This window comes from Nocardia sp. CDC160 (assembly GCF_035818795.1).
Classification (GTDB): domain Bacteria; phylum Actinomycetota; class Actinomycetes; order Mycobacteriales; family Mycobacteriaceae; genus Nocardia.
On record NZ_JAYKYT010000004.1, the window covers coordinates 865,394 to 889,900 of the forward strand.

27 protein-coding genes are annotated in these 24,507 nt (G+C 67.0%); 7 read left to right on the forward strand and 20 right to left on the reverse strand.

Going from position 1 to position 24,507, the window contains the following annotated elements; translation table 11 throughout:
- Positions 1–122 precede the first annotated feature (122 nt).
- From VMT40_RS25265 to uraD, 11 genes are all read right to left on the reverse strand, one after another.
- The gene (locus VMT40_RS25265; protein WP_326361251.1) at positions 123–272 is read right to left on the reverse strand and encodes a hypothetical protein; all 150 of its coding nucleotides are present in this window, start codon (positions 270–272) and stop codon (positions 123–125) included.
- Between the two features lie 12 nt (positions 273–284).
- Positions 285–1,415, reverse strand: a complete 1,131-nt coding sequence (locus tag VMT40_RS25270) for a glycerate kinase (RefSeq protein ID WP_326361253.1) — start codon at positions 1,413–1,415, stop codon at positions 285–287.
- A 100-nt stretch (positions 1,416–1,515) separates the two neighbouring features.
- Entirely contained in the window at positions 1,516–1,680 is a 165-nt protein-coding gene (locus VMT40_RS25275) for a hypothetical protein (RefSeq protein WP_326361255.1), read from the reverse strand.
- A complete protein-coding gene (locus VMT40_RS25280) occupies positions 1,677–1,856 on the reverse strand; it encodes a hypothetical protein (protein ID WP_326361257.1) in 180 nt (59 codons plus the stop codon). Before VMT40_RS25280 ends, VMT40_RS25275 begins: the two co-directional genes overlap by 4 nt.
- Positions 1,853–2,743, reverse strand: a complete 891-nt coding sequence (locus VMT40_RS25285) for an NAD(P)-dependent oxidoreductase (RefSeq protein WP_326361258.1) — start codon at positions 2,741–2,743, stop codon at positions 1,853–1,855. Before VMT40_RS25285 ends, VMT40_RS25280 begins: the two co-directional genes overlap by 4 nt.
- Positions 2,740–3,546 carry a hydroxypyruvate isomerase family protein gene (locus VMT40_RS25290; protein ID WP_442790059.1) on the reverse strand — a complete coding sequence of 269 codons (807 nt, stop codon included), beginning with the start codon at positions 3,544–3,546 and terminating at the stop codon, positions 2,740–2,742. Before VMT40_RS25290 ends, VMT40_RS25285 begins: the two co-directional genes overlap by 4 nt.
- A complete protein-coding gene (locus VMT40_RS25295; RefSeq protein ID WP_326361261.1) occupies positions 3,534–3,917 on the reverse strand; it encodes an allophanate hydrolase-related protein in 384 nt (127 codons plus the stop codon). The genes VMT40_RS25290 and VMT40_RS25295 overlap by 13 nt, the downstream gene beginning before the upstream one ends.
- A gap of 186 nt (positions 3,918–4,103) precedes the next feature.
- Positions 4,104–4,640, reverse strand: coding sequence for an XdhC family protein (locus VMT40_RS25300; protein WP_326361263.1), 537 nt, complete (start codon positions 4,638–4,640; stop codon positions 4,104–4,106).
- A 3-nt stretch (positions 4,641–4,643) separates the two neighbouring features.
- Complete coding sequence (locus tag VMT40_RS25305) at positions 4,644–6,074, reverse strand: NCS2 family permease (protein WP_326361264.1); 1,431 nt, start codon at positions 6,072–6,074, stop codon at positions 4,644–4,646.
- Positions 6,075–6,366: 292 nt separating this feature from the next.
- Positions 6,367–7,719, reverse strand: coding sequence for an 8-oxoguanine deaminase (locus VMT40_RS25310; protein WP_326361265.1), 1,353 nt, complete (start codon positions 7,717–7,719; stop codon positions 6,367–6,369).
- Positions 7,720–7,728: 9 nt separating this feature from the next.
- Entirely contained in the window at positions 7,729–8,244 is a 516-nt protein-coding gene (gene uraD, locus VMT40_RS25315; RefSeq protein WP_326361266.1) for a 2-oxo-4-hydroxy-4-carboxy-5-ureidoimidazoline decarboxylase, read from the reverse strand.
- 164 nt (positions 8,245–8,408) lie between these two features.
- On the opposite strand from uraD, the gene VMT40_RS25320 reads away from it, so the two are divergent.
- Positions 8,409–9,917 (forward strand): PucR family transcriptional regulator, encoded by a 1,509-nt coding sequence (locus tag VMT40_RS25320; protein ID WP_326361268.1) that lies wholly within the window; start codon positions 8,409–8,411, stop codon positions 9,915–9,917.
- Between the two features lie 199 nt (positions 9,918–10,116).
- On the opposite strand, the gene VMT40_RS25325 is transcribed toward VMT40_RS25320, so the two are convergent.
- The gene (locus VMT40_RS25325) at positions 10,117–10,551 is read right to left on the reverse strand and encodes a MarR family winged helix-turn-helix transcriptional regulator (RefSeq protein WP_326361269.1); all 435 of its coding nucleotides are present in this window, start codon (positions 10,549–10,551) and stop codon (positions 10,117–10,119) included.
- 89 nt (positions 10,552–10,640) lie between these two features.
- Between VMT40_RS25325 and VMT40_RS25330 the strand changes: the two genes are divergently transcribed.
- Together VMT40_RS25330 and VMT40_RS25335 are read left to right on the forward strand one after the other, a co-directional pair.
- A complete protein-coding gene (locus VMT40_RS25330) occupies positions 10,641–12,212 on the forward strand; it encodes an MFS transporter (RefSeq protein WP_326361270.1) in 1,572 nt (523 codons plus the stop codon).
- Between the two features lie 279 nt (positions 12,213–12,491).
- Positions 12,492–12,860 carry a hypothetical protein gene (locus VMT40_RS25335; protein WP_326361271.1) on the forward strand — a complete coding sequence of 123 codons (369 nt, stop codon included), beginning with the start codon at positions 12,492–12,494 and terminating at the stop codon, positions 12,858–12,860.
- A 3-nt stretch (positions 12,861–12,863) separates the two neighbouring features.
- Here the strand turns inward: VMT40_RS25335 and VMT40_RS25340 are convergent, their stop codons facing one another.
- A complete protein-coding gene (locus VMT40_RS25340; protein ID WP_326361272.1) occupies positions 12,864–13,283 on the reverse strand; it encodes a DUF6463 family protein in 420 nt (139 codons plus the stop codon).
- A gap of 194 nt (positions 13,284–13,477) precedes the next feature.
- Between VMT40_RS25340 and aroQ the strand changes: the two genes are divergently transcribed.
- Positions 13,478–14,068 (forward strand): gamma subclass chorismate mutase AroQ, encoded by a 591-nt coding sequence (gene aroQ, locus VMT40_RS25345; protein ID WP_326361274.1) that lies wholly within the window; start codon positions 13,478–13,480, stop codon positions 14,066–14,068.
- Positions 14,069–14,074: 6 nt separating this feature from the next.
- On the opposite strand, the gene VMT40_RS25350 is transcribed toward aroQ, so the two are convergent.
- Both VMT40_RS25350 and VMT40_RS25355 read right to left on the reverse strand, forming a co-directional pair.
- Positions 14,075–14,503, reverse strand: coding sequence for an SRPBCC family protein (locus VMT40_RS25350; RefSeq protein WP_326361276.1), 429 nt, complete (start codon positions 14,501–14,503; stop codon positions 14,075–14,077).
- Positions 14,504–14,625: 122 nt separating this feature from the next.
- A complete protein-coding gene (locus VMT40_RS25355; RefSeq protein ID WP_326361277.1) occupies positions 14,626–15,381 on the reverse strand; it encodes a bestrophin-like domain in 756 nt (251 codons plus the stop codon).
- A 191-nt stretch (positions 15,382–15,572) separates the two neighbouring features.
- Here VMT40_RS25355 and VMT40_RS25360 point away from each other — a divergent pair, with 191 nt between their 5' ends.
- Entirely contained in the window at positions 15,573–17,246 is a 1,674-nt protein-coding gene (locus VMT40_RS25360) for a flavin monoamine oxidase family protein (protein ID WP_326361278.1), read from the forward strand.
- Positions 17,247–17,299: 53 nt separating this feature from the next.
- A complete protein-coding gene (locus VMT40_RS25365) occupies positions 17,300–17,776 on the forward strand; it encodes a hypothetical protein (protein WP_326361279.1) in 477 nt (158 codons plus the stop codon).
- A 24-nt stretch (positions 17,777–17,800) separates the two neighbouring features.
- On the opposite strand, the gene yjfF is transcribed toward VMT40_RS25365, so the two are convergent.
- The 4 genes from yjfF to VMT40_RS25385 are packed head-to-tail and all read right to left on the reverse strand — an operon-like array spanning position 17,801 to position 22,439.
- Positions 17,801–18,823, reverse strand: coding sequence for a galactofuranose ABC transporter, permease protein YjfF (yjfF, locus tag VMT40_RS25370; protein ID WP_326361281.1), 1,023 nt, complete (start codon positions 18,821–18,823; stop codon positions 17,801–17,803).
- Positions 18,820–19,908, reverse strand: coding sequence for an ABC transporter permease (locus VMT40_RS25375; protein WP_326361282.1), 1,089 nt, complete (start codon positions 19,906–19,908; stop codon positions 18,820–18,822). Before VMT40_RS25375 ends, yjfF begins: the two co-directional genes overlap by 4 nt.
- Entirely contained in the window at positions 19,905–21,449 is a 1,545-nt protein-coding gene (locus VMT40_RS25380) for a sugar ABC transporter ATP-binding protein (RefSeq protein ID WP_326361283.1), read from the reverse strand. Before VMT40_RS25380 ends, VMT40_RS25375 begins: the two co-directional genes overlap by 4 nt.
- A 27-nt stretch (positions 21,450–21,476) precedes the next feature.
- Entirely contained in the window at positions 21,477–22,439 is a 963-nt protein-coding gene (locus tag VMT40_RS25385; protein ID WP_326361285.1) for an ABC transporter substrate-binding protein, read from the reverse strand.
- A gap of 137 nt (positions 22,440–22,576) precedes the next feature.
- On the opposite strand from VMT40_RS25385, the gene VMT40_RS25390 reads away from it, so the two are divergent.
- A complete protein-coding gene (locus tag VMT40_RS25390) occupies positions 22,577–23,626 on the forward strand; it encodes a LacI family DNA-binding transcriptional regulator (protein ID WP_326361286.1) in 1,050 nt (349 codons plus the stop codon).
- Positions 23,627–23,686: 60 nt separating this feature from the next.
- Here VMT40_RS25390 and VMT40_RS25395 read toward each other — a convergent pair whose 3' ends face one another.
- Entirely contained in the window at positions 23,687–24,484 is a 798-nt protein-coding gene (locus tag VMT40_RS25395) for an aldose epimerase family protein (protein WP_326361288.1), read from the reverse strand.
- Positions 24,485–24,507 lie beyond the last annotated feature (23 nt).

Consider the following 24,507-nt stretch of genomic DNA (forward strand, 5'->3'; position numbering starts at 1 on the left):
TGCCGCCACCAGTCGGCGTGGCAGCTGTGAACAGCACCGCCGCACCGCACGGCGCTGGTGCGGGAAGTGTGGGGGCCGCCGACCCCTCATCGGTCAGCGGCCCCCGGCTCGGCGTGGGGTTGTCAGCCCCAGCGGGTGGTCAGGGCGCGTTCGCCCGCGGCAGCGAGGGAGGTGAGCATGCGGACTCGGGCGATGCCGCCATCGCTGGCTGCGATGTCGGCGGCACGCTCGGTGCACACGGTCAGGTCGGGCACCATGTTGATGTCAGGCACAATCCTGTTCTCTCAGTGGATGTTTCGTGCCAGCGGGCGATCCAGGTGGGCGGCGGCGATGCCCTGGGCCAGCTGCTCGAGCAAGGGGCCCGCGTGCGTGAGGCACACCTGCGGATCGTGTTCCAGATCGGTGAGGGCGTAGGCGTTGTCGATGCCGAAGCGGCGCAACATATCCCGGTCGATGCTCAGCCGACCGGACACCGCCACCACGGGCACCTCGGCCCGCCAGGCCGCCCGCGCGACACCGATCGGAGCCTTGCCATAGAGGGTCTGCTCATCGATGGAGCCCTCACCGGTGATCACCAGCCGCGCACCGGACAGCGCCTGCGCGAAATCCAGTTGCTCCAAAATGATTTCGATTCCCGGCCGAATCGTCGCGCCGAGGAAGGCCAGCGCCGCGAAGCCCACTCCCCCGGCCGCACCCGCGCCCCGACTGTCCGCCTCGTCGACCCCGAGATCACGGCGCGCGATCTCGGAGAACCGCGCCAGCCCGGCCTCCAGGGCCTCGATCTCCCGCGGCCCGGCCCCCTTCTGGGGCCCGAAAATCTGTGCGGCACCGCGCTGCCCGAGCAAGGGATTGTCGACGTCCGACGCCACGACGACGGGCACCCGCAGCAGCTCACGCGTATCGATTCGCGCCAGCCGCCGCAATGCCGCCCCACCAGGCTGCACCGGCCGCCCGTTCGCGTCGAGCAACTTCGCACCGAGTGCCGTGAGCATGCCCGCACCCCCATCGGTGCACGCACTGCCACCCAACCCCAGCACCACCCGCCGCGCCCCACGCATCACCGCGGTCCGAATGAGTTCACCGGTGCCGACGCTGGTGGCGGACATGGCCGTCGCCGCCGTGGCCCGGCCGGGCAACCGCCGCAGCCCCGAGGCCTCGGCAAGTTCGATGACCGCCTCCGCACCCCGCATCGCGAACGAGGCGACCACCGGATTCCCCACCGGCCCGGTCACATTCGTCTGCAGCCCGGCATACCCGGAGGCGACCAGCGCGGCCACGGTTCCCTCCCCGCCATCGGCGACGGGAATCGACACCACCGGCACATCCGGCCGCGCCGCCCGCAGTCCGGCCGTCAGGCGCGCGGCGACCTCGAGCGCGGTGAGTGACCCCCGGAACCGATCCGGAGCCACGATCACATGCCCCTCCTGCCACCCCTTCCGCACCCCGCCCCGAGGTTGAATCATCGGCCGCCCCCGCCGCATCCGTGACCGACGCGCATCGTTCGGCGCGGCTGGATCATCGCTCGGTCCTGCCTATTCCGGCCGCGTCGTCACGGCTGATGGCGAGTACCGGGTCGCAACCGGCTCGGCCGGGCATGCGCAGCCAGCCGGAATCGTCGCGGCCGAGGCTGGGCGCGGAGCGGTCGGTCTCAGCGGCCGGATCGGAGTCTTCGGGGCTCATCGCGGGCATTCGGTCGAGTCGCATTCGGGTTGCGCCGCAGCGGTTTCGGTGGCCGAGTCTGTGATGACCGGCAGTTGCACGGTGTAGCGGTCGACGGTCCAGCCTGCGGGCCAGGCCATTTCGCCCGTGCCGTGTCGGTCGAGCCAGTGCGGGGGGCGGTTCATCACGTCGTTCACGCGTTCGCCTCGCCGGAGTCGGTCTTGCCCGAGAGTGCCTCCGCGACGAGGAGGAGGGCGGAGTGGTCGAGGGAGCCGTGGCCCATGGCGCGGGCGGCGGCGATGAGCTGGGCGGTGAGCGCACCCATGGGGATGGTGACCTCGGCGTCGCGGGCGGCCTGCTGCACGATGCCCATGTCCTTGTGGTGCAGGTCGATGCGGAAGCCGGGGCGGAAGTCGCGCTCGAGCATGGACTTTCGCTTGAGTTCGAGGATCTTGCTGCCCGCCAGGCCACCGGCGAGGACGTCGAGGCCCTTGGCGGCGTCCGCGCCGAGGCTCTCCATGAGCACGATGGCCTCCGCGACCAGGGCGTAGGTGCCGCCGACGATCAGCTGGTTGGCGGCCTTCACGACCTGACCCGAACCGTTGGGCCCGACCAGTTCGTAGGTTTTGCCGACGGCGGCGAACACCGGCTTCGCCGCCTCGAAATCGGCCTCGGCCCCGCCGACCATGATCGAGAGCGCCGCATTGATCGCCCCCGGCTCGCCACCGCTGACCGGCGCGTCCAACACCCGCAGCCCAGCCTTCGCGCCCTCGGCGGCGGTCCACTCCGCCGTCTTCGGCGTGATCGAGGAGAAATCGATATAGAGCGCACCGGGTTTCGCGTGCCGGAGAATCTCGGTGAACACCTCCACCACCTGCTCGTCCTGCGGCAGCATCGTGATCACGATGTCCTTGCCGTCGACGGCCTCCGCAATGCTCCCGGCCGCGGATCCACCGGCGGCCTTCAGCTTCTCCAGCGCGCCCGGCGACCGGTTGTAGCCGGTCACCTCGTGGCCCGCGGCGACCAGGTGTCCGGCCATCGGGCCGCCCATGATGCCGAGGCCGATGAATCCGATGGTGCTCACTCGATCCAACTCCAATCGTGTTCGGGATCCTTGTATTCCAGGCCGATCCAGCCGTCGTAGCCGACGGCGTCGAGTGCGGCGAAGAGGCTCTCGAAATCGAGCGTGCCGGTTCCGGGACGGCTGCGCTCGGGCGCATCGGCGATCTGTACGTGGCCGATGTAGGAGGAGTAGGACTCGATGACCGAGTGCAGGTCCTCGCCCATGCGGGCGAGATGGTAAAGGTCGCAGAGGAATCGGAGATTGGGTTCGCCTACCTCGTCGATCACCCGCACCGCACCGGCGGCCGAGACGATCGGATAGTCCGGCGACTCAATGGAATTCAAGGCCTCGAGCACCACCTGCGCGTCGATGCGCGCGGCCGCGCGAGCGGCCAGCCGCAGGTTCTCGAGCGCCAGCTCGTCCTGCACGGCCGGATCGACGCCGGGAATCCGATTGCCGTACAACGCATTCAACGAGCGGCATCCCAGCCGCTCGGCAATCCCCACCGTGACGTCGATATTGTCCCGGAACTCGCGCTCCCGCCCCGGCACCGACACCAGCCCGCGCCCCGCGGGTACCAGATCGATGAAGTTCAGCCCAATGAGCCGAACCCCGGCGTCGCGGACCGTGGAGACGAACGCGTCGACCTCCTTGTCCCCGGGCACCGGGTTCTCGCCGAAGGGCCACCAGAATTCGACGGCCTCGAATCCCGCCGCCTTGGCCGCCGCCGGACGTTCCAGCAGCGGCAGGTCGGTGAACAGGATCGAGCAGTGCGCGTCGAATCTCCGCAGGGCGCCCGCGGCGGTGTACTTCATCGTGTCGATTCCTCCCGATAGCTCTGCCAGCTGCCGAAATCGGTGATGTCGATGAGCTGCGGGTGGGACAGATTGGGCAGGCGCAACATCATGGACAGCACCGAACGGTTGTCGTCCAAGGCAATCACACCCAGTTCCAGCTCCTGCGCCTTGGCCGGGAGCAGCCGATTGCGCAGCACCTCGAGCGGCACGTCGAACAGCTCGCCGGAGATGTGCGCGCCGCCGTAGGCCACCGGGTGCAGCCCCGGGAAGCGGTCGTCGATCGAATAGAACCGGTACTGCGCCGCGGTCTTGGCCTCCCCGGCGAACGGCGCGCCCTCGAGCAGGTAGTTGAGGGGTCCGCCGCGCATGGCACCCCCGTTCAGGAAGATCAAAGGCATTGCAGTGGTTCCTTTTTCGGTCGAACGATGGAAAGTCAGCGGTGGATCGGTCCGCCGCGGGTTCCGGGTGGCCACCCGGTGCTCCCGCGGCGGACCGCACCCACAAACGCCACCGGCAGAGGAAGCGCCGCCGCCAGCGGCACAACGAATTTGGCGTCGTGAGTGAGTACACGGTGCGTGGTCGCGCTAGACATGCGCGACCATGCCGAATACCTGTTGGGCCGCCTGCGATTGCACGAACACGGTGATCGCGTCCGCGCCGCGGCCAATGGTGCGGACTCCGCTTGCGGCGGCGTCCAGCATGGACTGGGCGGCGATCACCACCCGCTCGTCGAGCTCAGCTCCGGCGGTCCACCAGGTGCCCAGCGCCATGACGGCGCCGCTGTCGAGGTCGCGGACCAGTGCCACGGCCTCCCCCTCAGCTCGCAGGACCAATTCCACCGCATCGCGATTGGCCTCGGTCACCGACTGGACGAACACCTGAATCGTTCCGACGGTCTCTCGCATCGATCGACCCGTTCGCAGCGACTCGCGGCACAACTCGGCGATGGCAGCCTCCATCGGTCCCTCTCCGATGCTCCCCACGACCGTCCCGTCGGCGTCCACGGCCAGGGCCGAGCCGAGCGGACGGGGCGCGGAGCCACCGGTCCCGAGGAGGGAGGCGAGGGCGTAATCCTTGCCCGTCGCATGCCATTCCAGCAGTTGTGCCGCGATGTCACGCATGAGTTATCCCAGCACCTGTTCGATGCCGTTGATGCCGAAGTAGGCGACGAACACGACGCACACGACGGCCACCAGCGGGTGGATCTCGCGGAACTTGCCGCGGGCCAGCTTGATCACGGTGTAGGCGATCAGACCCGCGCCGACACCATTGGTGATCGAGTAGGTGAACGGCATCAGCACGATGGTGACGAAGGCCGGGATGGCGACCTCGAGGTCGTTCCAGTCGATCTTGCGGGCCTGGGTCATCATGAGCGCGCCGACCAGCACCAGGGCGGGCGAGGCCGCCTGGATCGGCACCACGGCCGCGATCGGGGTGAAGAAGATGGCGGCGCAGAACAATCCACCGGTGAACACGCTGGCCAGACCGGTACGGGCACCCTCACCGACACCCGTCGCGGATTCGACGTACACCGTCGAACCGGCACCGCCGGACAGGCCGCCGATGATCTGGGCGACACCATCGGTGGTCAGAATCTTGCCCATGCCGGGCACCTGGCCGTTCTCGTCGACCAGACCCGCCTCGTCACAGACGCCGAACACGGTGCCCATGGCGTCGAAGAAGCCGGTCAGCACGAGGGTGAACAGCACGACGGTCGCGGTGACCGCACCCGCGGTGGCGAAACCACCGAACAGGTCGATGTGGCCCATCAGACCGAAATCCGGGGTGGCGAACAGCGACTTCGGCTTCTCGGGCACGACGGTGCCCCACTGCTTGGGATCGATCTTCGCGACGCTGTTCACGATGATCGCCAGCACGGTGGCGATGGCGATGCTGATCAGGATCGCGCCGGGCACCTTGCGAATGAACAGCGCCAGCATCAACAGCAGGCCGACCGCGAAAATCACCGTGGGCCAACCGGACAGATGCCCGTCCACGCCCAGCGTCACCGGAGTTCCGGCTCCCTTACCGACCACACCCGAGGACGCCAGGCCGATCATGGCGATGAACATGCCGATGCCGACACCGATGGCGTTCTTCATGGCCAGCGGAATGGCATTGATGATCATGGTCCGCAGGCCGGTGGCCGCGAGGATCACGATGACGATGCCCATCAGCACCACCAGGCCCAGGGCCTGGGGCCAGGTCATGTGCGGGGCCGCCTGGAAGGCGACGACCGGTACCAGTCCGAGACCGGCGGCCAATGCGAGGGGCACATTGCCGACCAGGCCCATGAGGACGGTGGTCAAACCGGCGGAGAAGGCGGTCGCCGTCGTCAGCTGAGCGATGCTCAACTTGTCGCCGTTGATGTCGGCGACACCGCCGAGAATCAGCGGCACGAGCAATATGACATACGCCATAGCGACGAATGTCGTGATGCCGCCGCGGATTTCGCGGGATAGTGTGGTCTTGCGCGCAGTCAGCTTGAAAAGCCGGTCGAGCGCGGAACTCCGCGTCACTTCCGATGTGGTGATCGGTGACTGAGTCTGGGTCATGGCTGCCCTCCTATGGGCGTAGCCGACCTTTGGCGCGGGGGCTGGGGTTCCCGGGCCTCGGATTCGGTGATGCTTGTTGTGGGGTCTTTACCGCGAATGCGGACTTGCCCCTGTTAATCAACTTTTCCGGAGGTTGTCGTCCGGACTCCCGGGAACCAGGGTGATGGTCCCGGTGCCGCCCCGCGTGCGGCAGGCATCGCGAATCGCTGCGGCGATCGCAGGTGTTGCGGGAGAGCGTGGGTGGCTCTCCGGTACTGCGGGTGGATCGAGGATGATGGGGTCTACCAGAACGTCATCGGTTCTCCTGTCGCATGATTCGCCGTCGGGCGGCGACACCGGCCTGTGCGACCGTGTCGTGCGGCAAAGTCTTGAGTTCGTCGTTCTCCACGACGGTGCGGCCGCCCACGAGCAGGCGGGCCAGCGGCGGCTGCGGGCCGAAGACGAGCGCGCAGATCGGGTCCTCCACGGCGGCGCGGAATCCGTCCACCCGCCAGACCGCGATATCGGCGAGCTTGCCGACCTCCAGGGAGCCGATCTCGTTGTGGCGACCCAGGTTTCGGGCACCCCCCAGGGTGCCGACCTCGAGCGCCTGCCGGGCGGTCAGGGCGCGGGGGCCGTGCACGGCGCGCTGGAACAGCAGCGCCTGGCGCATCTCCCCGGCCATGGAGGTCAGCTCGGCCGAGGCCGCGCCGTCCACGCCCAGACCGACCGGCGCACCGGCGGCGAGCAGGTCGGTGACCCGCGCAATACCCGCGCCCAGACGGGCATTCGAGGTCGGGCAGTGCGCCGAACCGGTACCGGTCCTGGCGAACGCCGCAATGTCCTTGTCGTGCAGGTGAACCGCGTGCGCGAACCACACGTCGTCGCCGAGCCAGCCCAGCTTCTCCATGTATTCGACGGGCGTGCAACCCATCTGCTCGATGCAGTGCTCCTCCTCGTCGAGGGTCTCGGCGAGGTGGGTGTGCAAACGAACGCCGTGCCGACGCGCAAGCGCCGCGGATTCGACCATCAGACCCTCCGACACCGAGAACGGCGAGCAGGGGGCGACGGCCACGCGCAGCATGGAGTCGAACGACGGATCGTGGTAGGTGCGGATGATTTCCTCTGTGCTGGCGAGGATTTCATCGGTCTTCTCGACCACCTCGTCCGGCGGCAGACCGCCGTGCGACTGACCACGGTCCATGGAACCGCGGCACGGGTGGAAGCGCAGGCCGACCTCGCGCGCCGCGCGCACCTCCGCCTCGAACACGTCGCCACGACCCTTGGGGAAGATGTAGTGGTGATCGGTGGAGGTGGTGGTGCCGGTCAACGCCAGCCAGCCCAGGCCCGCGGTGGCCGCGCCGTGCACGATCTCGGCGTCCATGGTCGCCCACAGCCGGTAGAGACCGGTCAGCCACTCGAACAGGGTCGCGTCCTGGAACAGGCCCTGGGTGGCCCACTGGTAGAGGTGGTGGTGGGTATTCACCAGGCCCGGGGTCACCAGGCAGCCGGTGCCGGAGAGGCGTTCAGCACCCACCACCATCGGCGCCGGTCCCGCGCCGAGGGCTTCGATCCGGCCGTCGTCGCCGACGATCAGATAGCCATTGGGGATCTCGTCACCGACAACCGGTGCGATATAAGCATTTTCGATAACGAGCTTGGACACGTGCGACCTCTAACAATCCGCCAGCAGTTTGCGAACGCGCAAGCCCGTGATGTCGGCCAGTTCGCGACGCACGACCAGCTGCTCGTCGGCGACCGAGTTGCCCAGACGAATCTGGAGCTCGGCCAGCATTTCGGCGGCGGTGCGGCCCGCGGCGCGGATCAGGAAGACATGCCCGAACCGCTCTTCGTATGCCACGTTTCCGGCGGCCAAATCAGCCTTCACCTGTGCGTCGGCATCGGTCGCGCCGGACTGCTCGTCGGCGGACCACTTGGCTTCCTGCTCGGACTGGTGCTTGGCGGCGGTGCGCTCGCCAATGCGCGGATGCGCCGAGAGCGCCTCCTCGATGTCGGACCACGCCAGTTCGGTCACCCCGGTCACCGCGGCGGCGATGAGACTCGACTCGTCGGCGTAGGGCCGATTCGCGACCATCTTGCGCGCCCAGGTCCGGGACGCATTGCAGGTCAGCAGCTGCGCCTCGGCGTCTTCCAGGGACAGCGCACCGAGCCATTCCAGGCGACTCGACATCCGACCTCCAAACCGTCATTGGCGTGTTTCCACTACCTAACCCGTCCGACCACGATGCCCGAAAGGACGAGACATCCGAATCTGTGGCCTGGAACACAGGGGCACGTTTGTAGTTACATCCAAGTTCGGTAACCGGAGTGTCACCGACTGTTAGCCTCGGACAAATGCGGTTACGTTCCCTGCTGACCATGAACGACCTGGGCCTACGGCTCGTCACCGGAGAGGACGAGCTGGACCGTTTCGTACGCTGGGTAGTAACTACCGACATGCTGGATCCCAGCCGATACCTCTCCGGCGGCGAGTTTGTCCTGACCGGCCTGCAATGGCGACTACAGCCGGAGGACAGTGAGCAATTCGTCAGCAACATTGCTCGGGCGAAGGTCGCGGCCCTCGCCGCGGGCGACGCGCTCTTCGGCGACGCGCCCGAGGATTTGATCGAGGCTTGTAAGAAACACCGAATCCCGTTGTTCCGGGTCGAGGAGCAGATCGCCTTCGCCACGGTCACCGAAACCATCAACCGGCGACTGTCCTCCGGGCGGGCCGCGGACCTGAGCGCGATCCTCGATCGGCATCGGCAGCTGGTCTCGGGCGGCGGCCTGGATTCGGTCCTGGACCTGGTGCATCGCACGCTCGGCACCCGCTGTTGGGTGGTGTCCTCGCTGGGTCGAGTCGTGGCCGGGCCGACCCGGGATCTGCCCGAGCAGGTGCGCTCGGCCTTCCTGGGCGCGAAGCGGCTGCCGCATGTGCTTTCGCACAGCCAGATCCGCTACTCACTGTTCGCGGTGGACGCGGACGGGACCTCGCGCATTGCCGACTGGTTCCTCGTGTTCGAGAGCGACTACAAGGACTGGCCGGAGGATCGACGCGCGCTGATCGGCGAGTTGGCCGCGGTGGTGTCGCTCGAGAAGGCTCGTCAGGACGATCGGCAGAGCGCCGAGGGGCGGCTGGCGCAGGAACTGATCGAGCTGATCATGTCCGACGCCAAGCCCGCCGACATCGTCTCCCGCCTGGAACTCACGGGACTGGGCTTGTCCGAGCGCTATATCGCGGTGGCGGCCACCGCCGACTCCGGTGCCGTGCGGCCCGGTGAGCTGCGCGCGGTGCTGCGCGAAATCCTGTCGGGCAAGAGCCCGGCCATCGGCGTGGTCGATGGCGAGGTGATCCTGCTCGTCGCGCTCGGCGACGAGAAGGCCCTCGACGACCATGTGCATCGCGCCATCGAAGCGCTCGAACCCGGGCTACAGCAGAGCCGTCTGTCCGTGGGTATCAGTGGCGCGGTCGACGGCGAGGGCCTGCGCGGCGCGGTCGAGGAGGCCCGCTACGCCCGCCGCATGGCCGCCGAGCGTCAGCAGCCCACCAGCGTGGTCCGCCACGACGAACTGGCCACGCACATGCTGCTGCTGGCCAGCGTCCCCGACGAGGTCCGCCGCATGTTCCGCGTCCGCCTGCTCGACCCCCTGCGCGTCTACGACCAGGACAACCGCGCCGACCTGGTCCACACCCTGGAAACCTTCCTCGAGGTCTCCGGCTCCTGGACCAAATGCGCGGATCTGCTTCACCTGCACGTGAACACCCTCCGCTACCGCATCCAACGCATCGAGGAACTCACCCAACGCGACCTGTCCCGCCTGGAAGACCGAGTCGACTTCTTCCTCGCCCTCGCCCTGCGCTGACGCTCGGTGACGGTGATCCCGCGTCGCGATGCGGGATTCCAATCACGCTGTCCCACACCGTGATCAACGCCTCTTTTACCGCGCGTCGGCGGCGAGCCATGCCCTGCCGCTATAACAGTGGGCCGAATATTGCCGAGCCTGGACCGGAGGTCCACGCGGAACGGTAAGGCGGCCGGTCGATTCCGCCGAACGGTTCAGGTCAGCGGCATGCTTCGGCCATGCCGCCCAACCATTCTCGGATGAGGGCGCGTTGCTCGGGGGTGAATCCGGCCTCCAGTTCGGCTTCACGGCGGCCGACGGCGGCATGCGCCTTTCGGTAGACGGCGCGGCCCTTCTCGGTGATCGCGATCTGGTGGGTGCGGCGGTCGGTGGGGTGCGGGTGGCGTTCGATGAGCCCGTCTTTCTCGAGGCTCGCGAGCATTTCGTTGGCGGCCTGGCGGGTGCTGCCGACCTCGCGGGCGATGTCGGAGACCGACATGCCCGGCTGGCGCTGGGTCATCATCAGCGTGGCGTATTGCGAAGAGGTGAGGCCGAAGTCGGCGAGCACCTCGCCGATCGAGGCGCGCATGCTCAGCCAGACCTTGCGGACCATGAAGGTCAGCGAACCGCCACTGCCGCAATCGTCTTGGCTCACGGGCATCACCTTTCCATACATTGACAGGTTCCTGACAATCGGCCACACTGGCGATCGTCAGGTTCCTACCAATCTTATCGAAGGTTTCCATGACCGCGTCTGTGACGCTGCCGAAGTCTCGGCAGCGGCTGATTCTGGCCGTCCTTCTGCTGTCCTCCCTGCTGATCTGGATCGACAATACGATCCTGGCCACCGCGCTCGAGACCCTCGCCAATCCGGTGCGCGGGTTGGGGGCGAATCCCGCTCAGCTGCAATGGGCTTCGGGGTCTTACACGCTCGTGTTCGCCGCGCTCATGTTCACCGCCGGGGCGCTCGGCGACCGGTTCGGGCATCGCAGTGTGCTCGCGACGGGATTGGCGGTCTTCGCCGTCGCCTCGGTTTGGGCTTCCTACGCCGCCGACCCGGCGCAGCTCATTGCCGCGCGGGCGGTCATGGGTGTGGGCAGCGCGCTCATCATGCCCGCGACCATGGCCACGGTGACGTGGACGTTCACCGGTCCGGCCCGGGCGACCGCGATCGGGCTGTTCTCGACGTCGGCGGGTGTCGGGCTGGCCGCCGGGCCGCTGTTGGCCGGGGTGCTGCTCGACCATTTCTGGTGGGGCTCGGTGTTTCTCGTGAATGTGCCGGTCGTCGTGATCGCCTTGCTCGGGATCGCGTCCTTCGTGCCGAACTTCCGCAGCCCGACACCGCGGCCGCTGGATTTGATCGGGTTGGCGCTGTCGGTGAGCGGATTGGCGGCGCTCGCCTATGGTCTCATTCGCGCGGGGCAGGTCGCGGCGTGGACGCCGGTGCAGGTGTGGGCTCCCATCGCGGGCGGAGTCGCCCTGCTGGCCGCGTTCGTGGTCGTCGAATTGCGTTCCGCCCAGCCAAGTTTCGATCCGCGGCTGCTGGCCGAGCGGGTGTTCGGCGGCGGCAACGCGGCCTTGGGTCTGCTGTTCCTGGCCATGACCGCCAGCGGCTTCTACTCGGCGTTCTATCTCCAAGGCGCACGCGGCTTCTCACCGCTGGCCGCCGGTTTGATCAACTCCCCCGCCGCGCTCGGCGTCATTGTCGGCGGGCCGCTCGGGGTCCGTCTAGTGCGCCGCTGGGGTCTGCGCCCGGTCACCGCGACCGCCCTCACCGTCGGCGCGCTGTGCATGGGCAGCATTGTGTTCTTCGGTCTGGACACACCCATCGTCTGGAATGTCGTTCTCTCTGGGCTGCAAGGCTTCTCGATCGGCATGGTGATCGGCTCGGTCACCAGCGCCTTGATGAGCACGCTGCCCCTGGAGCGGGCGGGCGCGGGATCCGCGGTCACCAATACCGTCCGCCAAACCGGCAGCGTCCTGGGCATCGCGATTGGCGGCACCATCATGGCGATCACGTACCGCAATGGGATTCGCGCCTCTGTCGACACCCTTCCCGACGCCGCCCGAGAGCCCGCTCAGGTCTCGGCCGAACAGGCCCGCCACGTCGCCGCCACCATCGCCCGGCCCGATCTGGCCCATGCCGCCGACCACGCGTTCATCCACGCGATGCACGTCGGCTCCCTCTGGACAATGGGTTTCGCCCTGGCCGGGGCCCTGGTTCTCGCCGCGACACTGCGCCCGGCCAAGCTCAGCGAGCCCCGCGCCACGCGTCCTGCACCACGCGTCGATGATGCACCACAGCCCGTTCACTGAACTGCTCGCGATGCGCCTGCACCATCTTCCGGTGCAGGTGCCGGGCTTGCTGTAAGGGCTTCCGAATCGACATGACGTTTCCTTCCGCTGATCGGGCGCTTCGTGCGCCGCCTACTACGAAAGACGGGGTACGGAAGGGAAATTCATCGCTGCGCACCTGCGCGATGTGAACCCGCGCCAGCGCGGTGAGCTGCGCTGATCAGCGGTTGTAAGGCGACTGAAATGTCCGGCCGACACAGTGTCGCGGAACCGACAGGCAAATCGATGAAGGAGTTCTTGATGGCGAAGATCGTGGCACTCGTGAGTGCTCTGGCCGCAGTCTCGGCACTGGGTTTCGCGAGCCTGGGCACCGCCGCGGCCGCCCCCGTCGCGGTCGACTTCGACCAGTGCGGCGAAGCCGAGTACGTGACCGAGCTGTTCACCGCCCTCGACCGTGGCGACTTCCAGGGCGACCACGTCGCGGCCTCGGCCCGCGCGCAAGCCTTTGCCGCGGCCGCCCCGGCCGAGATCCAAGGCGACGCGGTCCTCGAGGCGAACGCGATCACCGCCGTCCTCGGCGGCGCGCCCAGCGAGGCGACCCTCCGCACCGACCCGGTCTGGCAGGCCTGGGGCGACGTCATGGACTGGCACACCGACCACTGCTTGTGACAGTCAGCTCACAGCCTCCGGGACCTCGATCTTTGCGCCCGTAGCGCTGTAGATACCGCGCAGCAGGACGGCGGCGGCGATCACGACCACCGGGGCCGGAGTCGGCTCGACGAGCAGGGCGCACAGGACAGCCCAGGCCAGCACCGTCCAGGCCAGAAAGGCCGGTGGGACAATGCCGTTCCGGTCCAACCACACCACCAGCACGCCAATCAGGGCCAGTGGCAGGCCAAATCCGGCGGGGTTGGCCCAGAACGACATTGCCATTGTGGTGTCCTCCCACCAGTGGCCCCAGAGCCGCAGCGAAAACCAGTCGCCGACGTAGCTCGAGCTGGCCAACAGCCCGACGGTGAGATGCCCGGCACCGATGAACGCGAGAATTCCCCCGCCCCACTTGATCATTCGATTCCCACCCGACCGCTTCATCGCAACCTCCCAGATCTATACGCAACCGTATAACCCGCAGCGTAGCTCCAGATATACGGAGGCGTATAGATGCCGGATGTGTGATGAGGGACGCAGGCGCGGCGGCCTGCGTCCCGGCGTCGACAGTGTCGGATTCCATTGCGGCCCCGGAGGATTCTCAGTGATCTTTCAGCGAACCGCGCAAGAATGACCGGATGCGAGGTCTGGCGGTCGCGGCCGCATCCACGATTGCACTGCTGAGCGGGCAGTTCGGAGCCGCCGGTGCGGAAGCTCCGACGCAGCCTGCCGGATCCCTGGATCGGTTGGTCAGCCTGCTGGCCGAGCGATTGGATACCGCCGACAGTGTCGCCGCGGCGAAATGGACGCAGGCCGAGCGGGATGGGACGCAGCCAACAATCGACGATCCGACGCGAGAGGCCGCGATCTATGCCGACATGATTCGGCTGGGCGCGCAACAGGATCTGCCCGCGACTCAGGTTCGGCAGGCCTTCGAAGCCCAGATCGACGCGAACAAGATCGTGCAACGCGGGCTCGTGACGCTGTGGAACACCGGGCTGAGTCCCGCGCCGTCGACCGCCCCGGACCTGACGTCCGTGCGCCCCATCATCGATCGCGTCAATGTCGAGATCATCGACGAATTGGCCCGCGACCATACCGAATTGGCGGCCCCGGACTGCACCGCCCGGTTGATCGGCAGCGTCCTGGCCACCGTCGGCACCCGCCATCTCGATCCACTGCACCAGGCTGCGCTCACGCGGGCCTCGATCCCCTTGTGTGAGGCCTGACCGGGCTCAGGTGGATTGGGATTCGGCGGCCCGCTTCAGACCCTCGGCCTCCATCGTGACGTAGCGGCGGGTGCGCTGACCGAACAGGGCCCAGACGAGTCGGTCCAGCGGACCCGACTGTGTCACACCGAGAATCAAGCGAGTCCGGCCCGGGTTCACCTCCTGCAGGCGGTGCGTCGCGCGCACCGTAAGCCCGGCGAGCCGCGTCTCCCAGTCGAAGGACACCCCGGGCTCACACGCGGTGACGGTGTACACCGCGGCCTTCAACCGCGGTTGCACCACCCGCGCACTGCTTCCCACCCCGAATTGCCCGTCCTGCAGACGCTGTACGGAGGTCATGGAGGTGGTCCATTTCGGCCATGTCTCCACATCGGTGAGCACTCGCCACACAACGTCCGGTTCGGCGTCGATATCCACTTGCGTTTCGAATCGCATAGTCATCCCTCGATTCCGCCATGGCACCAAGAGTTTCACTCTACGGAGATGACGCACAGCCAAAGTCGGTTCGGCGCAAAACAATCGAAGGCTGGGCGTGAATCGTGGTCAGCGACTTCATCTCAGCGCTGGGGCGGAAGTCCACGCAGGAAGATCTCGAAGGCCTCGGGGTCGACCGCGATGGCACCGGCAAACGGTTGATCGAGCATCTGGATCAATGCGAGCACCAGGATGACGAGGACGGCCAGCGCGCTCCCGAGCAACAGATGCGCTCGAAAATTGTTCAGGCCGAACACAAAAGTGAACGCGACCGTCACCGCCGCGCCCACGGCCAGTGCCAGCCACAGCGCCGGGGGCACATTGTGTCCGCTCTGGCTGAGCCGCTCGCGCCGCGCGGAGGCCAGATCGTTCACCGTCGAGAGCGAATGGTCGAAGATCGCCTGCGCGTGCGGATCGTCGGCGGGCAGCGCATTGATCTCCTCGCGCATCCGATACACCAGGTCGGTCGCCTCCGCGCTGTAGCCGCCGTGGCCCAGCAGCGGCCATTCCTGATCGATCACCACTCGTGCGTACCGCTGGGTCGTCGCCTCGAGATCGCGTCCCGCCTCGGCGGGCAGCGCCCGGGCATTCCAGTAGAGCGCGCCCAGCTGGTTGGCCTCGGTGAAGGTGTTGTTCCTGGCGTCCTGCAACGAAGTCCATTCGCTGACCACGACAAAGGCCAGCAGCACCGCGTACAGCGCGCCGACGGTCTGGAAAACCATTCCCGCGACCTCATTGTGCTCATCGTGCGCGCCATTGCGTACCGACCGCCGCAGCGCGAACACACCTCCCACCACCATGATGGCCGGAGCGAGCATGGCGAACGACGCCCACGACATCGGGAAATCTCCTCGGATAGAAGGCGCTCAATCGTTGTGTTGTGAACAGAACGTACCGGTGCGCGGACTCCGATACGCGGCAACCCGCCGATGGTTTCCACAATTGCGCGATTAACCGGAGGGCAGGGCTCGAAAACTAAACCGGAAAGCCGCTCCGGCGTCTACCTCGCCGTAGCGCTCATAGGATTTCCATGAAGATCATAAGAAATGTTTCGGACCCTAAATATAGATGTAAGGTTCGTCACGGTCGCAAACCATCTCTACGACGCCAAAAGATTTGGAGAGGGATGACGGTGATCGGAAGAATCAATTCCTCGGCAACCGGCAGCACGGGCGGATTCCCCGAGCTGCCGAATGCTCCGAAGCCCAGTGCAACACCTCCGGTGAGCGAGGACCTGCTCACCATTGCCCGAAAAGGGTTCGAGCACAATGATCATGGCCGCAAGCGGGTGATCGTGTTGGGCGGCGGAGTCGCCGGGCTGGTCGCCGCGTTCGAATTGGAGCGCCAAGGCCACGAGCCGATCGTTCTCGAGGCACAGCATCGCATTGGCGGCCGCATCTACACGATGCGCCAGTTCGCCCCCGGCCTGTTCGCCGAGGCGGGCGCGATGCGCATACCGCGGGTGCACACACTGACTTTGGCCTATTGCGCGTTGTTCGGTCTGAACCTGCGGCCGTTCATCGTGGACAACCCCAGGGCGATGGTCAATCTCTGCGGGAGAAGCATGACTTTCGAACAGGCCGAGAGCCATGTGGACGAGCTGTTCAAGCTGGCGGACCACGAGCGCGGCAAGACCTGGACGCAACTGTGGAACGAAGCCACCCGCGACATCAAGTCGATCTACGACCAGGAGGGCCCCGCCGGTTGGGACCGAATCATGGCCGAGTACGACGACTATTCACTGCGTCAGTTCCTCAAGCACAAGGGCTGGTCGGACGGCGCCATCGAAATGTACGCGATCATGAGCTTCCGCGAACAGAATATGAATACGGCCGTGGTCGAGCAGTTCTTCGAGATCGTGGGACGCTGTTTCGAGGATATGCAATACATCGAGGGCGGCACCGACCGGCTGACCGAGGGATTCTATCGACACATCAGCCACCGCGTTCGATTCGGCGCGGACGTGCAGGCGATACAGCAGGACGAATCGTCCGTCACCGTCGAGTACAAGAACCGCGGCGGCCGCTACTCGGTGACCGGCGACTACGCGATCTGCACGCTGCCGTTCCCGGTATTGAGCAATATCGAAATCGAACCCGCGCTCTCGAAGGCGAAACGTCAGGCGATACGAGAACTGCGATACAACGCCTCGACGAAAATCCTCTTCCAGGTACGCAGGCGCTTCTGGGAAGAACCGCCCTACAACATTCTCGGCGGCACAACCGCCACCGACCTTCCCATTCGGCGCATCGTCTACCCCTCACCCGGGTCGTACGCACCGGACGAGGAGCGCGGCGTGCTGCTCGCCAGCTACACCTGGGGTCAGGACGCGCTCCGCTGGGGTTCGCTGCCCGAGGACGAATGCATCTATCAGGCCTTGGAAGACGTCGCCAAGATCCATCCGGAAATCATGGATGTCTTCGAGTTCGGGGCCTGCCACGCCTGGTTCAACGACCCCTACGCGGGCGGTGCCTTCGCTCAGTTCGAGCCCGGTCAGGCCAGCCGCATGCAGAAACACATTCTGGAGCCCGAAGGCCGACTCCTGTTCGCGGGCGAGCACTGCTCCCTGTATCACGCCTGGATTCAGGGCGCGTTGGAATCGGGTCTGCGGGCGGCGAAAACGATTCACGAGGCCCCACTGTCGACGAGTTCGGGCGTGCGCGAATCGGCGGTCCTGACCGGTAGCGCGGTCGGCGCGATGTGAGACGGCGAGGTCCTTTTAGGCCCCTGTACGCAGTGCGACAAGAAAGGTACTTCATGCAAACCGTGCGAACCTACACCACGGATTTCCAGCGTCAAATCGTTTCCCACGCCCACGAATCCATGATCGGAACGGTGAGCGTCATGGGTATCGTCCAGTCCGAGGACGATGGCCGGGTGCTGCTCGTCCGCCGCCCGAGCACGTCCCATCTGATCGCCGGGCACACCTGGACACTGCCGGGAATGCACGCCGGTTCGGCGGAGATGCTGGAAGACCTTGCGGTGGAGATGTTCTCCCACTACCTGGGCGCCGAATTCCGCCTGATCGGATTCGGTGAGCCATACCCGTCCGAGGACAAGTCCCGCCTCATCGTTCCAGCCCTCGCCACCGTCACCGCGACCACGATGGAAGAACTCACCGCCGAGGACCAGTACGACTGTCTGTCGCCCGGGCGGGAGGCGGAGTTCGGCGCGCCGATCGACCACGACAGTGCGCACTTGCTCCGGACCCTCGATCAATTCGCCATCAGCTGAGGCGCGTCCCGGCGGCCGTCGCGCTCAGCCCCGACCTCGCGCGCGGCCGCCGAGAACCCGCTGAAGCAGGATGAACACCAGCAGCAGTGCACCGATGACAATCCTGGTCCACCAGGAGCTCAGGGTGCCCTGAAAACTGATGATGGTCTGAATGACGCCCAGGGTGAGCACGCCGAGCACGGAACCGAGCACGAATCCGCTGCCGCCGGAAAGCAGGGTGCCGCCAATGACCACCGCGGCGATGGCGTCGAGTTCCATGCCGACGGCGTGCAGGCTCCAGCCCGAGAGCGTGTAGAAGGTGAACAGGATGCCGCCCAGCGCCGAGCAGCCGCCGCTGATGGCGTAGGCGGCAATCTTGGTGCGCGCCACGGGAAGTCCCATCATGAGCGCGGATTGCTCATTGCCGCCGAGCGCGTAGACGGCACGGCCGAGCCGGGTGTAGTGCAGCACCACGAAGGCGGCCGCCACCACGACCAGGGCGACCAGCATGCTCACCGAGACGAACACGCTCGAGCCCAGATGGATGCGCTGCTGGGCCAGGCGGGTGTAGGTGGGGTCGGTGATGGTGATCGAGTCCGTGCTGATCACATACGACAGTCCGCGGGCGAGGAACATGCCCGCCAGGGTGACGATGAACGGCTGGATCTCGAAGTAGTGGATGACCGCGCCCATGCCCGCGCCGAAGACGGTGCCGCCCACCAGGATCAGTGCCATGACGACCGGGGCGGGCCAGTGGTGCGTGGTCACGAGCCAGGCCGAGATCACGGTGCTCACCGACAGGACCGCGCCCACGGACAGGTCGATGCCGCCGGTGAGGATCACGAAGGTCATGCCGACCGCCAGCACCAGCAGAAACGCATTGTCGATGAACAGGTTCACGAAGACCTGCGGGTAGCCGAACGCCGGATAGCGCGCCACGCCGATGCCGTACATGATCACGAACAAGGCCGCGGTGACCAGCACGGGGGTGTAGCGCTCGCCTTGCAGGACAACGGATTTCAGTGTCGAGCTCGCACGGGCGGGCGCGGTGATCGTCGGTGCGCTCATCGGTGCACCGCCTCCTGTCGGCTGGGCGCGGCGTCCACGCGGTCGGTCGCGGGCAGGTCGGGGGTCGGATGCCGCCGGTTTGGTCGGGCACGCATCACCTTGGCCCGGAACGCCGGTGATTGGATCAGACAGACGGCGATCACGACCAGAGCCTTGAACAACAGGGTGGTCTCCGGCGGCACCCCGATGGTGTAGATGGTGGTGGTCAGCGTTTGAATCACCAACGCGCCCAATACTGTTCCGCCGAGGTGGAAGCGTCCGCCGGTCAGCGCGGTACCGCCGAGCACCACGGCGAGAATGGCGTCGAGTTCGATCCACAGACCGGCGTTGTTGCTGTCGGCCGCGGAGACATTGGAGCTGATCATGAGACCGGCCACCGCCGCGCAGCAGGCGCACACGACGTAAACCCCGGCGATCAGCCCGCCCGCGCGGATGCCCACCAGCCGCGAGGCCTCGGCATTGCCGCCGACCGACTCCAGCAGCAGTCCGAGGGCGGTGCGGCGCAACAGCAATGCCACCAACACGGTAACCACCGCCGCGATCAGCACGGGCACCGGCAGCGCGAGCAGGAAGCCGCCGCCGATCACGTGATAGGGACCGCTGTTGACGGTGATGATCTGCCCCTGGGTGATCAGCTGGGCCAGGCCGCGACCGGCCACCATGAGGATGAGCGTCGCGACGATCGGTTGAATGCGGAAGCCCGCCACCAGGATTCCGTTCCACAGGCCCAGCACCAACGCGACCGCGAGCGCGATGGCGACGGCCGCGAGGACGCCGCCGATCGCGCTCGGATCGGTCAGCTTCTGAATGCGCAGGCAGGCCAGCGCCCCGGCGATGGCCACCACCGCGCCCACCGACAGATCGATCCCCCGGGTCGCGATGACCAGGGTCATTCCCACCGAGATCAGCACCAGCGGCGCGCCGTAGCGCAGGATGTCGATCGGTCCCCCGTAGAGGTGACCGTCCTGCATGCGCACGGCCAGAAATCCCGGGGTGTGCACGACATCCACGGCCAGCAGCATCACCAGCGCGGCCACCGGCCACACCAGCCGATGGCGAATCAGCTCCGAAAGCCGCGTTCTCATGAGATCGCCCCGCTCGCAATGGTTTCCATGAGCCGGTCCACGGTCAACGTCTCGTCATTGGCCAGTTCGGCGACGAGTCGGCGGTCGCGCAGCACTTCGACCTTGTGGGACAGGCGTAGCACCTCCTCGAGCTCGGCGGAGATGAACAGCACGGCCATTCCTTCCTCGGACAGCGACAGCACCAGGCGCTGAATCTCAGTCTTGGCCCCGATATCGATGCCGCGGGTGGGTTCGTCGAGGATCAGCAGCCGCGGCCGGGTCACCAGCCAGCGCGCCAACAGCACCTTCTGCTGATTCCCACCCGAGAGCGACTTGACCGGCAGGTTCGGATCGGCGGGCGTGATGCGCAGGGCGGCAATGTATTTCGACACCCATTCGGCCCTGGTGCGGGCCGGGATGGGCCGCGCCCAGCCCCGGGCGGCCTGCGCGGCGAGCAGGATGTTCTCCGCCACCGACAGTTCGAGGATCAGCCCCTGTGTCTTGCGATCCTCCGGGCAGAACGCGAGCCCGTGCGCGACCGCGGTACGCGGTGACCGCACCGGGCCGCTCGCGCCGGTCACCGCCACACTGCCCGTGGCCGCGCGATCGGCCCCGAACAGCAGCCGGACGGCCTCCGTGCGCCCGGACCCGAGCAGCCCGGCCAGGCCGACCACTTCGCCCGCGCGCACCGTCAAGTCGAAGGGCGCGACCGAGTTTCGCCGCCCGCTCACCCCGGTCGCGGTGAGCAGCGGCTCGGATTCGGCCGCGCGCGCCTGCGGCCCGTCATGCTGCGCGCTCTCCTGCTCGATTTCCTCGAGGGTCTCGGCCGCGCTGCCGAGCATGCGCGCGACGAGGGTCTTGTGGGTCAGATCGGCGACCGCGTACTCCCCCACCAGGGTGCCATTGCGCAGCACGGTCGCCCGATCGCACAGGGCGAAGATCTGATCCAGGAAGTGAGTGACGAACAGGATGGCGACGCCGTCGGTGGCCAGGCGGCGCATGAGCGCGAACAGCTGCCCGGCCTCATCGGCGTCCAGGGAGGAGGTGGGTTCGTCGAGCACCAGCACCCGCGCGTCCAGGTCGACGGCCCGCACGATGGCGATGAGCTGTTGCACCGCAAGCGAATACGAGCCGAGCGGCGCGGACACGTCCACGTCCAGCCCCATGCGCGCGACAAGGGCTGCGGCCGCGCGCCGCATGGCCCGGAACCGCACCAGCCCGGCCCGGCGCGGTTCCCTCCCGATGTAGATGTTCTCCGCCACCGAGAGATTCGGGCACAGGTTGACCTCCTGGTAGACGGTGCTCACCCCGGCGCGCTGGGCCTGCTGCGGCCCGGTGAAGCGCACCGGCTGCCCGTCGAAGCGGATGGTTCCGGCATCGGCGGGGTGAATCCCGGTGAGCACCTTGATGAGCGTGGATTTGCCCGCGCCGTTCTCCCCGACCAGGGCGTGGATCTCCCCGGGGAACAATCGCAGGTCCACCGCCGTCAGCGCGGTCACCGCGCCGAATCGCTTGCCGATGCCGGTCATCGACAGCAGCGGTGCGGTCTTGGGGTCCGACATCGCTTGCGCCTCAGTATCTTCGAGTAATCAGTACTTGCGACTCGGCAGGGCCGCGGCGGCCTGGTCGGGGCCGAAGGTGGTTTCGGTGGTGACGATGCGATGGTCCACCGGCTGCCCCGCCTTCACCTTCTTGACCAGGTCCATCAGCTGGGGTCCGAGCAACGGATTGCATTCCACGACATAGTTTTCCTTGCCGTCGACCAGGGCCTGCAGCGCGTCGTGCACACCGTCGATGGACACGATCTTGATGTCCTTACCCGGCTTGAGCCCCGCCTCCTCGATGGCCTGGATCGCGCCCAGCGCCATATCGTCATTGTGGGCGAAGAGCAGATCGATCTTCTGATGCGAGGCCAGGAACGCCTGCATGACCTCCTTGCCCTTGGCGCGGGTGAAATCGCCGGTCTGCGAGGCCACGATCTTGAACTTGGGATCGGCCGCGATGAGATCCGAGAAACCCTTCTTGCGGTCGATGGCCGGGGCCGAACCCGTGGTGCCCTGCAGCTCGGCGATGTTAACGGTCTCATTCGAGCCCTTGTAGGCGTCGATCACCCACTGCGCGGCCTTCTTTCCCTCCTCGACGAAGTCCGAGCCGAGGAAGGTCGCGTACAGCGTGGGGTCCTTGGAGTCGACGGCGCGATCGGTGAGAATGACCGGGATCTTGGCGTCCTTGGCCTCCTTCAGCACGGTGTCCCACCCGGATTCGACTACCGGGGAGAACGCGATGACATCCACGTGCTGCTGGATGAACGACCGGATAGCCTTGATCTGGTTTTCCTGCTTCTGTTGCGCGTCAGCGAATTTCAGGGTGATTCCGGCCTCCTTGGCGGAGTCCTGGATGGATTGGGTGTTGGCGGTGCGCCACCCGCTCTCGGCTCCGACCTGGGAGAAGCCGAGGGTGGTGCCGCCACCACCGGATCCGCTTCCGCAGCCGGACACCGCGGCGGCGGTGAGAATAAGAGCGCTGGCGACGATGACAAGCCTCTTGTACACGAGGTGTCTCCCTTGCGACGAACAGTTGATGAGGGGGGAGGTCCTGATAGTGTTAACGCTCACATGGACGCCGTCAAGGGTCGAATCGAACCCCGTACCCTGAAGCGGACCGGCCGAGACAGCCGAAAGGTGCGGATGTGAGGGACAACGAGAAGCTCGCCGACGGCGCTGCCGCGCAGCCCGCGCGACCCGCCGTCATGATCGATGTGGCCAAGCGGGCCGGGGTCTCCCATCAGACCGTCTCCCGGGTGCTCAACGACAGTCCGCGCGTGCGGCCCGAGACCCGGGAGCGCGTGCTGCGCGCGGTCGAGGAACTCGGCTATCGGCCCAATGCCATGGCCCGCGGTTTGGTGAGTCGTCGCTCGAAGGTGTTGGGGGTGGTCACCTTCGACACCGTCCTCTACGGTCCGGCGTCCATGCTGCTTGGCATCGAGCGGGCGGCGAGGGCGGCCCATTACGGCGTCAGCATCGTGACCCTGCAGCGCGCCGACCGCGCCGAAGTCCTCGACGCCGTAGGCACTTTGGCCGATCAGGGAGTGGACGGCGTCATCATCATCGCCCCGCTCATGGTCGCCGCGGCGGCGCTGCACAGTCTGCCCGCCATGCTGCCCGCGGTCGCGGTGGAGGCCGGGCCGGACGCCGGGCTGCCGTCGGCGTCGGTGGACCAGGTCGAGGGTGCGCGGCTGGCCGTGCAGCATCTGCTGGACCTGGGTCACGAAACCGTCTGGCACATCTCGGGTCCCAATGGCTGGCTCGAGTCCCGCGATCGCGTGGACGGCTGGCGGCAGACCCTGCAGGCCGCGGGCGCGACGGTGCCGCCGATCATCGCCGGAGACTGGAGCGCGCGGTCCGGGTACGAGGCGGGGCCGGTGCTGGCCGCGCAACCCGGCGTGACCGCGGTCTTCGCGGCCAATGACCAGATGGCGCTGGGTTTGTTGCGCGCCTTCGCCGAACGCGGGCTGCGGGTGCCGGAGGACATCTCCGTGGTCGGCTTCGACGACATTCCCGAGGCCGCCTACCTGTCTCCTCCCCTGACCACGGTGCGACAGGATTTCGACGAGGTCGGCCGCCGGAGTATGCGAATGCTGTTGGGGCTCATCGAATCCGACGCGACGCCCGCGGACTCCCCGCAGGTGGTGCCCACCCTCGTCGTCCGCGACAGCACCGCCGCGCCGCGCTCGCGCTGATCCGACACCCCACAGCCGCCCGAAGATCGGTGCGCCACAGTCGTTCTCGGCGCACCGCTCTCAGAAACGCTCCCAGCTCCAGCTGGCCTCGACCGTGAGCGGGGATTGCGGCGAGACCATCCGGGGCATGGTGTTCAACCCATTGGGCGGCCCCGATTGTGGCTCGACGCAGACCGCTTCGGGCTCCATGTCGTAGACGACCACCCACTGTTCCGGGCTGCGCACGGTCAGCCGCAGCTGGCCCGGCCAGGTCAGCGCGACCAGCACCCCGTCCGGCATGCCGAAGCAGTCGTCCCAGGGCCCGGGTCGCGGCGCGATGCGCTCGCCGGTCGGCAGATAGTCGGGTCCGCGCAGTTCCTGCCAGCTCGGGGTGAAGTCGATTCGGACGGGCTCACCGTCCGATTCCAGCGAGCGATTGAACCAGGGATGCCATCCGGCTTGCGCGGGAAAGGGATCCGCGTCGGCCGCCACCTCGAATCCCAGCTCGAGCCCGTCCTCGGTGAGCGTGAACCGCTGGGTGACCCGGCCAGGGAACGGCCAGGGCGCAGTGAGCGACTGCACCAGGGTCGCGGTGGTCTTCGTCTGCTCCGTCACCTCCCAGACGCCGTCGCGCACTGTGCCGTGGATGGCGTGGGGCGCGGCGTTGCGCGGCAGCTCATAGGTTCCCGCGTCGGTGACCAAGCGACCCTCGGCGAGGCGACCGCACCACGGTGCCATGGGAAAGCACCCGTAACGGTCGCCCTGCCGCAGAAGTTCGCGCCCGCCGATCTCCAGGCCGGTGATCCGGCCCCCGCGCCGTGGCGCGAGCCGCAGCCGGACGTCGGCGGTTTCCAAGGTCAGAATGTCGTGCTGGCTCAAGGCAATCGGTCCTCACCCGGTCC

What these genes read in the sequence shown, in the direction of transcription:
- VMT40_RS25275 (WP_326361255.1), bottom strand. Translation starts at nt 1,680, where the DNA reads ATGAGCCCCGAAGACTCCGATCCGGCCGCTGAGACCGACCGCTCCGCG.
- VMT40_RS25295 (WP_326361261.1), bottom strand. Translation starts at nt 3,917, where the DNA reads ATGCCTTTGATCTTCCTGAACGGGGGTGCCATGCGCGGCGGACCCCTC.
- VMT40_RS25300 (WP_326361263.1), bottom strand. Translation starts at nt 4,640, where the DNA reads ATGCGTGACATCGCGGCACAACTGCTGGAATGGCATGCGACGGGCAAG.
- VMT40_RS25305 (WP_326361264.1), bottom strand. Translation starts at nt 6,074, where the DNA reads ATGACCCAGACTCAGTCACCGATCACCACATCGGAAGTGACGCGGAGT.
- uraD (WP_326361266.1), bottom strand. Translation starts at nt 8,244, where the DNA reads ATGTCGAGTCGCCTGGAATGGCTCGGTGCGCTGTCCCTGGAAGACGCC.
- VMT40_RS25320 (WP_326361268.1), top strand. Translation starts at nt 8,409, where the DNA reads ATGCGGTTACGTTCCCTGCTGACCATGAACGACCTGGGCCTACGGCTC.
- VMT40_RS25330 (WP_326361270.1), top strand. Translation starts at nt 10,641, where the DNA reads ATGACCGCGTCTGTGACGCTGCCGAAGTCTCGGCAGCGGCTGATTCTG.
- VMT40_RS25335 (WP_326361271.1), top strand. Translation starts at nt 12,492, where the DNA reads ATGGCGAAGATCGTGGCACTCGTGAGTGCTCTGGCCGCAGTCTCGGCA.
- VMT40_RS25340 (WP_326361272.1), bottom strand. Translation starts at nt 13,283, where the DNA reads ATGAAGCGGTCGGGTGGGAATCGAATGATCAAGTGGGGCGGGGGAATT.
- aroQ (WP_326361274.1), top strand. Translation starts at nt 13,478, where the DNA reads ATGCGAGGTCTGGCGGTCGCGGCCGCATCCACGATTGCACTGCTGAGC.
- VMT40_RS25350 (WP_326361276.1), bottom strand. Translation starts at nt 14,503, where the DNA reads ATGCGATTCGAAACGCAAGTGGATATCGACGCCGAACCGGACGTTGTG.
- VMT40_RS25355 (WP_326361277.1), bottom strand. Translation starts at nt 15,381, where the DNA reads ATGTCGTGGGCGTCGTTCGCCATGCTCGCTCCGGCCATCATGGTGGTG.
- VMT40_RS25360 (WP_326361278.1), top strand. Translation starts at nt 15,573, where the DNA reads ATGAAGATCATAAGAAATGTTTCGGACCCTAAATATAGATGTAAGGTT.
- VMT40_RS25365 (WP_326361279.1), top strand. Translation starts at nt 17,300, where the DNA reads ATGCAAACCGTGCGAACCTACACCACGGATTTCCAGCGTCAAATCGTT.
- yjfF (WP_326361281.1), bottom strand. Translation starts at nt 18,823, where the DNA reads ATGAGCGCACCGACGATCACCGCGCCCGCCCGTGCGAGCTCGACACTG.
- VMT40_RS25375 (WP_326361282.1), bottom strand. Translation starts at nt 19,908, where the DNA reads ATGAGAACGCGGCTTTCGGAGCTGATTCGCCATCGGCTGGTGTGGCCG.
- VMT40_RS25380 (WP_326361283.1), bottom strand. Translation starts at nt 21,449, where the DNA reads ATGTCGGACCCCAAGACCGCACCGCTGCTGTCGATGACCGGCATCGGC.